Origin of the sequence: Levilactobacillus cerevisiae (genome assembly GCF_003946245.1) — a bacterium.
Taxonomy (GTDB): domain Bacteria; phylum Bacillota; class Bacilli; order Lactobacillales; family Lactobacillaceae; genus Levilactobacillus; species Levilactobacillus cerevisiae.
The window spans coordinates 1-6,340 of the sequence record NZ_RHNN01000054.1 but is presented as its reverse complement, the minus strand read 5'-3'; the positions used below and the strand labels follow the sequence as shown (position 1 = coordinate 6,340).

At 45.6% G+C, this 6,340-nt stretch carries 7 protein-coding genes and 2 pseudogenes; 5 read left to right on the top strand and 4 right to left on the bottom strand.

All coding sequences use genetic code 11. The features are described from left to right. Positions 1-115, bottom strand: a pseudogene (locus tag EKM99_RS15270) (IS30 family transposase); the annotation flags it as partial. Between the two features lie 116 nt (positions 116-231). On the opposite strand from EKM99_RS15270, the gene EKM99_RS15265 reads away from it, so the two are divergent. Together EKM99_RS15265 and EKM99_RS15260 are read left to right on the top strand one after the other, a co-directional pair. Next, positions 232-1,263, top strand: a complete 1,032-nt coding sequence (locus EKM99_RS15265) for an IS30 family transposase (RefSeq protein WP_125584172.1) — start codon at positions 232-234, stop codon at positions 1,261-1,263. A 177-nt stretch (positions 1,264-1,440) separates the two neighbouring features. Next, positions 1,441-1,989 (top strand): TetR/AcrR family transcriptional regulator, encoded by a 549-nt coding sequence (locus tag EKM99_RS15260; RefSeq protein WP_056997072.1) that lies wholly within the window; start codon positions 1,441-1,443, stop codon positions 1,987-1,989. Between the two features lie 86 nt (positions 1,990-2,075). Here EKM99_RS15260 and EKM99_RS15255 read toward each other — a convergent pair whose 3' ends face one another. Next, positions 2,076-2,525: a helix-turn-helix domain-containing protein gene (locus EKM99_RS15255; protein ID WP_054760370.1), complete on the bottom strand. Its 450-nt coding sequence runs from the start codon at positions 2,523-2,525 to the stop codon at positions 2,076-2,078. A gap of 257 nt (positions 2,526-2,782) precedes the next feature. Here EKM99_RS15255 and EKM99_RS15250 point away from each other — a divergent pair, with 257 nt between their 5' ends. Both EKM99_RS15250 and EKM99_RS15245 read left to right on the top strand, forming a co-directional pair. Continuing rightward, positions 2,783-3,220, top strand: a complete 438-nt coding sequence (locus EKM99_RS15250; RefSeq protein ID WP_054760372.1) for a GNAT family N-acetyltransferase — start codon at positions 2,783-2,785, stop codon at positions 3,218-3,220. A gap of 4 nt (positions 3,221-3,224) precedes the next feature. Further along, positions 3,225-3,794, top strand: coding sequence for a TetR/AcrR family transcriptional regulator (locus EKM99_RS15245; RefSeq protein WP_054760374.1), 570 nt, complete (start codon positions 3,225-3,227; stop codon positions 3,792-3,794). A gap of 269 nt (positions 3,795-4,063) precedes the next feature. On the opposite strand, the gene EKM99_RS15240 is transcribed toward EKM99_RS15245, so the two are convergent. Together EKM99_RS15240 and EKM99_RS15235 are read right to left on the bottom strand one after the other, a co-directional pair. Then, on the bottom strand, positions 4,064-4,855 hold the full coding sequence (locus EKM99_RS15240; protein ID WP_125584171.1) for a hypothetical protein: 792 nt from the start codon (positions 4,853-4,855) through the stop codon (positions 4,064-4,066). A 228-nt stretch (positions 4,856-5,083) separates the two neighbouring features. Further along, positions 5,084-6,109: an IS30 family transposase gene (locus EKM99_RS15235; protein ID WP_125584170.1), complete on the bottom strand. Its 1,026-nt coding sequence runs from the start codon at positions 6,107-6,109 to the stop codon at positions 5,084-5,086. Positions 6,110-6,225: 116 nt separating this feature from the next. Here EKM99_RS15235 and EKM99_RS15230 point away from each other — a divergent pair. Beyond that, positions 6,226-6,340 (top strand): annotated as a pseudogene (locus tag EKM99_RS15230) (IS30 family transposase); the annotation flags it as partial.

Below are 6,340 nucleotides of genomic sequence, written 5' to 3'. Positions count from 1 at the left end.
ATTGATTATATTTGGATCGTTGGTCAACGTTACGCCGTTGGCGTACGCCATGTTCAGGTAGATCATTCAAGGAGAAACCAATTCTCCCCTGATTTAGCCAATTATAAATAGACCTCGATTTAAAATTGAAGTGCAACACCTGCTCTACTAGACCAGTTCTTTATTCAGACTAGTCAAAAAGGCCATGAAGACCTATTCTTAATTCACCACAAACAAGAAAGAGGTATCTTCATGACCCGAATTAAGAATATCATATCTAATCAGTATCACCAACTCAATTTAGCTGAACGTGGTCGAATTGAATCCCTAAGGGACTTAGATTGGTCTATCCGCCGGATTTCCCAGGCCCTTCATCGTAATCCCAGCACGATTTCACGTGAATTAAAACGTGGGACAACGACACAGATTAACGCTAGTACTCATATCTTTGAACAGTCATATCTGGCAGAAACTGGTGAAGCAATTTATCGTAAGCACCGACTAAATAGCTGTTATCGTGGACTCTTTGATCATTGTCAAACCTTCTGTAATGCTTTGGTGACAGCTTTAAAAGCGCGTCCCAGGATGCATAGTGTGGATACTTTTGTCCACCAATTCAAGACTGATCACCCAAGGCTTGTCTGCCCCTCAACACCGACGGTGTACCGGTATATTGATGACCAGCGTTTAGCTATCCGCAATTCAGACCTACCAGCTAAACTACGTCGCCGGATTAAATGCCCCGGGGCAAAGCATCATCGAATCAATAAGAAAAATCTGGGCCATTCAATCGAAGAGCGTCCCGCCATGGTTCAAGCGCGTCAAGAGCTTGGACACTGGGAAGGTGACTTGGTCAAAGGCAAACGGGTTGAATCTGAGCCAGCATTAATGACTTTGACTGAACGTGTTAGTCGCTTAGAGATCATCGTTAAACTTCCCAATTATCATGCCGACACTTGCTTGAAAGCCCTCCAGAATACCTTATATGACTATGGAACCGAGCACTTTAAGACCATCACTTTTGATAACGGTTCTGAGTTCAAACTGTTGGACCAGATTCAAGGGCCTCAGATCTACTTTGCGCACCCTTACTCACCTTGGGAACGTGGCAGTAACGAGAACCAGAACGGTTTGATTCGAGAGTACATCCCTAAGGGTCTATCGCTACATGGTTTCTCTGATGATGACATCGCAAAGGTTCAAGAGGCGCTGAATCAAAAACATCGCATGACACTCGGCTACGCTAACGCCGCCGAGCTTATTGAGGCCGCACTTGCAAGCTAGCTCACGGCCTGGCTCCATGGTGTTGCGCTTGAGTTGACATTCCGGGTATTAGTTTAGGTGGAGGCAGCGGACAAAACAATGAACAAAATGCTGACAAACGGCACTTAAGATGACAATAATCGAACACTTGTCGTTTAACCACTCAGTTGTTATAATAATGGTGATTGGAGGGGTTCGATGACTGATTTAAGAGTAAGACGAACCGATCGAGCCATTCAGGATGCTTTTGTGAAACTGGTACTGGCACGAGGATTTGATAGCGTGACGGTCAGCAAGATTGCCAGTGAGGCGATGATCAACCGTCAGACGTTCTACAAACACTATACCGATAAGTATGATTTGGCTGAAAAAATGAGTCAGCAGGTGACTAACGCCTATGAGACTATGTTGAAAGAGCGCGTTGCGTTAGCCAAGAAAAACGTCTCGTTTATCTCGGCATTTAACACACTGTTACCAGATATTCGCCAATTGGTTGCGACCTATCGCAATCAAATTTTAGTATTGCGGGCCATTCATTTAGACCGTTTTGATTTTAACCAAAGTCTCCGCGACCACATGTCGTGGGCTGTGAGCCAAATATTGAATCAGCATCCTAGTGAATTTGAACAGGCAATTCTCGATTCACTATCAATTGGCATGATGAATTACGTCTTAAAAGTTGGAAAATTACCCTCAACAGATGAAATTGAGCGGAGTATTAGTCACGTCCTTAAATTATTTGCTTAAACAAATAACGGCTTCGATTTTCTAAAATCGAAGCCGTTTTTGTGTGACTATGATGCATACAAACAGGTATCGCGGACACAAGTCAATCACTTGTGCAGCAAGCGATGAACTAAGCTAATGCAAAGAATAATGAAGGCCGCAAAAATCAGCAGGTAACCCACGGGCAACAGGAAGAAAAACGGCTCGTGTAAGATGCCGTTGGCGCCGATCCAGGTTGGTGCGAGAAACGCTTCAAACAGGAAACTACCCACACCAAGTAAGAAGACGATGGCAGCCGCTAAATTTAAGCGGGCGCGGTGGGTCTGATTACCATCTTTAAACAATTTTGTTTGCATCGTTTGATCTCCTAAAATTAAAGCATCTAGCGTGACATGAAAAACCTGGGCTATCATCACAACGGTTTCCAGGTCGGGCAGGTTTCGGCCAGTTTCCCAGCTGGAAATCGTTTGCCGGGACACGTGTAGTTTGGCAGCCAGTTCTGCCTGGGTGAGCTGGTGTTGCGTGCGAATCGTTTTGATTTGACGTTTGAAATCCATGAGCGTCCCTCCTACGCTATTCAGTATACGCAAGGTCTGGTTAAAAAGCCCGCTTGCCTGACTGTCATTTGAGCGATTGCGACTGTCTTCGGTATTTCCTGGGAAATAAGGAGATTCTTCCCGGGTAATCATTCTAGTTGGTTTCAGTCATGAACGGTATAAGGATCAAGCTTGTTTTGAAGCAGATAGCTGGTAATGGTTACAATCACTAAAACGCGGTAGAATAGGGGCAACCTATCAGCAAAGGAGCGCTTCGAATGATCCAAACCCTCAGCAAAGTTACCGAACACCAACTAGACACGCTTATGGACATCTGGTTGACCAGCAATCTGCAAGCACATAGTTTTGTTCCCAGTCAGTATTGGCGCTCGCATGAAGCAGAAGTACGGGCAGCGTTGCCGCAAGCAGAACTGACCGTTGCCATGACTGACACTGGCCGCATTGTTGGTTTCGTAGGGGTGCAGAACGGTTACATCGCAGGGGTGTTTGTGGCTGACGAAATGCGCAATCAGCACATTGGCCATCGCCTGCTCATGCACCTGAAACAGCGATATGCCAAACTGACGCTGAGTGTCTTTGAAGCTAACGCTGGGGCAGTCAGGTTTTATGAACGTGAACGATTTGTGATCTCCGCAACCCGCATGGCAGAAGACGTCAAACAGGTTGCGTATGAAATGACTTGGAAGCGAGGCTGACGAAATGACCAAACGCAAACCAACGAAAATACCGATCGATGCGCGATTGCGGACGGCCTATTTGAAGCTATTAGCATCACAACGTTTCGACCAAATCAAGGTTAAGACGCTGATTGCTGAAGCCGGCGTCAGTCACGGCAGTTTTTACCTCTACTATGATTCGGTGTTGGATGTTTTAGAGGACATTGAAGACCAGTTTCTGGAATCGCTGGCGGTGACAAAATACGCTCCGCAAACGGTGTATGATGCCAGTCATCCCACTGATGAATTGCTCAACAAACTGACATCAATTACGGCACAAATGCCGACTTTTAAGCGTCTTTTGGGTCCTAATGGCGATCCTTATTTTGAACGTAAAATGAACCAGTTCTTCGATGAAAAATTAACGGAATATTTCAAAAACGCCCCGCAACAACCGCCATTGGAGCAACAGCTGATTCAGCAAGCGGTCGACGGTGCGAGATGGTCACTGCTGAAGTGGTGGTCTCAGCATGACGATGAGTTGTCCACGGCTCAGCTGGCGCAATTCTTAAACCAGTATATGAAAATGATTGTGACATTGACGACCAAGTAGCGTGTTGCGCGGGCTGTCTCTCGGCGTCCGTTTCAGCGATCAAGACGCAGTGCACAAAATGCATGTGTGTTTTTAGTCGTCAAAAATTGGCGTCAGCCTTTTGTGCACCAGAATATAAACGACCCCTCTGAAAATCCAAACTGGCATTCAGAGGGGTCGCTTATATAGATTAAGAGCCGTTTGTCACAAGTTTATGCGCGACAAACGAGTTGTGTTAAGACAGTCATTTTAATGCTATTGATTGTTGATAATGGTTTCATCGGGTATGCTTAGGCTTGTTGCTGTGCAGCGATTTGCAAGGCCCCGCCAAGTTCTAACGCAAAGTGGATAGTGTGGCCCTCCGCAATGGCCTTAGGCGCGTCTTTCGGGCAGAAATAGGATGAAATGATATCCAGTCCGTCTGGTAGCGGTTGAATTTGGTGGATAGCGCCGACATGAATGTTGAAATCATCGTGCTTCAAAAATGTTTCGCCTGCTAAAATACCGGGGTGGTCAGTTAACCGGTCAACATTGACATAGCTTGGAATTTCTTTGCCGCCGGTACCGTACGTCAATGTGGGTTCGCCCAGCATGCCAAAGGTTTCCATGATAGTTTGCGGCTCCTTGGTAATATCACCGGCAAAGTAGTAATGTTCGGGCATGATTTGAAACGGAATATTACCATTTTGAAGGCCGCCCATGGCCATTCCAAAACTTGCTGGGTCAATGCTGTGGGCGGTGAGGTGTGTGGTGCCGATCCAGACGCCCTGTTCTTCAATTGGCCGTTGGTTGAACGCATGCCAGCGATTGTCTGAATCTATCAAAATGTCCTTAAAAAGGTCTAGCGTTCCTGCTGAACCCATTGCGGTGTGGGTGGCGACCGCCAATGCCAGAACGTCGGCTGGTGTCATCCAATTAAGCTCGATGGGGGTTACCGATTGGCCATCAGATGTTTTTGGCGTGAAACCAAGGTCGATGACCTCATGCAGAAAGTGAAGCGCGCGCTCGTACTTGTAACGATTCAATTGCGTTTCAGTGTAAGTCTCATTGTTGATTTCGATATCTAGTTTGAAGTTTGTCATGTATAAAACCTCTTTTCTTTTTGATAAGTTCATCATAGCGAGTCTGAACCGGGCGTGCTTGAAAGAATTGGACGATGCGTCCATTTTTATGGATGTTTCGAAAAAAAGTGCTAAAAGATAGGGGCTTGCACCCGAGGCCTGAAATGTTATAGTTAAATTGTGAATTTTTTCCTCAATTGTCAAATCAAGTGCAACACTAAGAATCTATTCTTAGAAGTGGTCTAGTTGCTAAGCTAGTTCAGGCATTAGATCGGCTGGGCAGCGATAGTTCAATGACCGCCGTAGCCGGTTGTTTAAGGTATCTTGAGCCAGCTGAATGTCAATGAGTGAGGCCGAAGCCAAGGATCTGCCCTTCGGGAAGAACTCGCGCAAAAGGCCGTTAGTGTTCTCATTGGTTCCACGTTCCCATGGTGAATAAGGATGGGCAAAGTAGATGTCAGTTCCCTTGACTTGACTCAAGCTTGAGAACTCAGCACCATTATCAAAAGTAATGGTTTTAAAGTGCTCGGTTCCATAGTCATATAAGGTATTCTGGAGGGCTTTCAAGCAAGTGTCGGCATGATAATTGGGAAGTTTAACGATGATCTCTAAGCGACTAACACGTTCAGTCAAAGTCATTAATGCTGGCTCAGATTCAACCCGTTTGCCTTTGACCAAGTCACCTTCCCAGTGTCCAAGCTCTTGACGCGCTTGAACCATGGCGGGACGCTCTTCGATTGAATGGCCCAGATTTTTCTTATTGATTCGATGATGCTTTGCCCCGGGGCATTTAATCCGGCGACGTAGTTTAGCTGGTAGGTCTGAATTGCGGATAGCTAAACGCTGGTCATCAATATACCGGTACACCGTCGGTGTTGAGGGGCAGACAAGCCTTGGGTGATCAGTCTTGAATTGGTGGACAAAAGTATCCACACTATGCATCCTGGGACGCGCTTTTAAAGCTGTCACCAAAGCATTACAGAAGGTTTGACAATGATCAAAGAGTCCACGATAACAGCTATTTAGTCGGTGCTTACGATAAATTGCTTCACCAGTTTCTGCCAGATATGACTGTTCAAAGATATGAGTACTAGCGTTAATCTGTGTCGTTGTCCCACGTTTTAATTCACGTGAAATCGTGCTGGGATTACGATGAAGGGCCTGGGAAATCCGGCGGATAGACCAATCTAAGTCCCTTAGGGATTCAATTCGACCACGTTCAGCTAAATTGAGTTGGTGATACTGATTAGATATGATATTCTTAATTCGGGTCATGAAGATACCTCTTTCTTGTTTGTGGTGAATTAAGAATAGGTCTTCATGGCCTTTTTGACTAGTCTGAATAAAGAACTGGTCTAGTAGAGCAGGTGTTGCACTTCAATTTTAAATCGAGGTCTATTTATAATTGGCTAAATCAGGGGAGAATTGGTTTCTCCTTGAATGATCTACCTGAACATGGCGTACGCCAACGGCGTAACGTTGACCAACGATCCAAATATAATCAAT

Bases quoted from the DNA above. Each gene is read 5' to 3' on its own strand.
- EKM99_RS15265 (WP_125584172.1), top strand. From the start codon at position 232: ATGACCCGAATTAAGAATATCATATCTAATCAGTATCACCAACTCAAT.
- EKM99_RS15260 (WP_056997072.1), top strand. From the start codon at position 1,441: ATGACTGATTTAAGAGTAAGACGAACCGATCGAGCCATTCAGGATGCT.
- EKM99_RS15255 (WP_054760370.1), bottom strand. From the start codon at position 2,525: ATGGATTTCAAACGTCAAATCAAAACGATTCGCACGCAACACCAGCTC.
- EKM99_RS15250 (WP_054760372.1), top strand. From the start codon at position 2,783: ATGATCCAAACCCTCAGCAAAGTTACCGAACACCAACTAGACACGCTT.
- EKM99_RS15245 (WP_054760374.1), top strand. From the start codon at position 3,225: ATGACCAAACGCAAACCAACGAAAATACCGATCGATGCGCGATTGCGG.
- EKM99_RS15240 (WP_125584171.1), bottom strand. From the start codon at position 4,855: ATGACAAACTTCAAACTAGATATCGAAATCAACAATGAGACTTACACT.
- EKM99_RS15235 (WP_125584170.1), bottom strand. From the start codon at position 6,109: ATGACCCGAATTAAGAATATCATATCTAATCAGTATCACCAACTCAAT.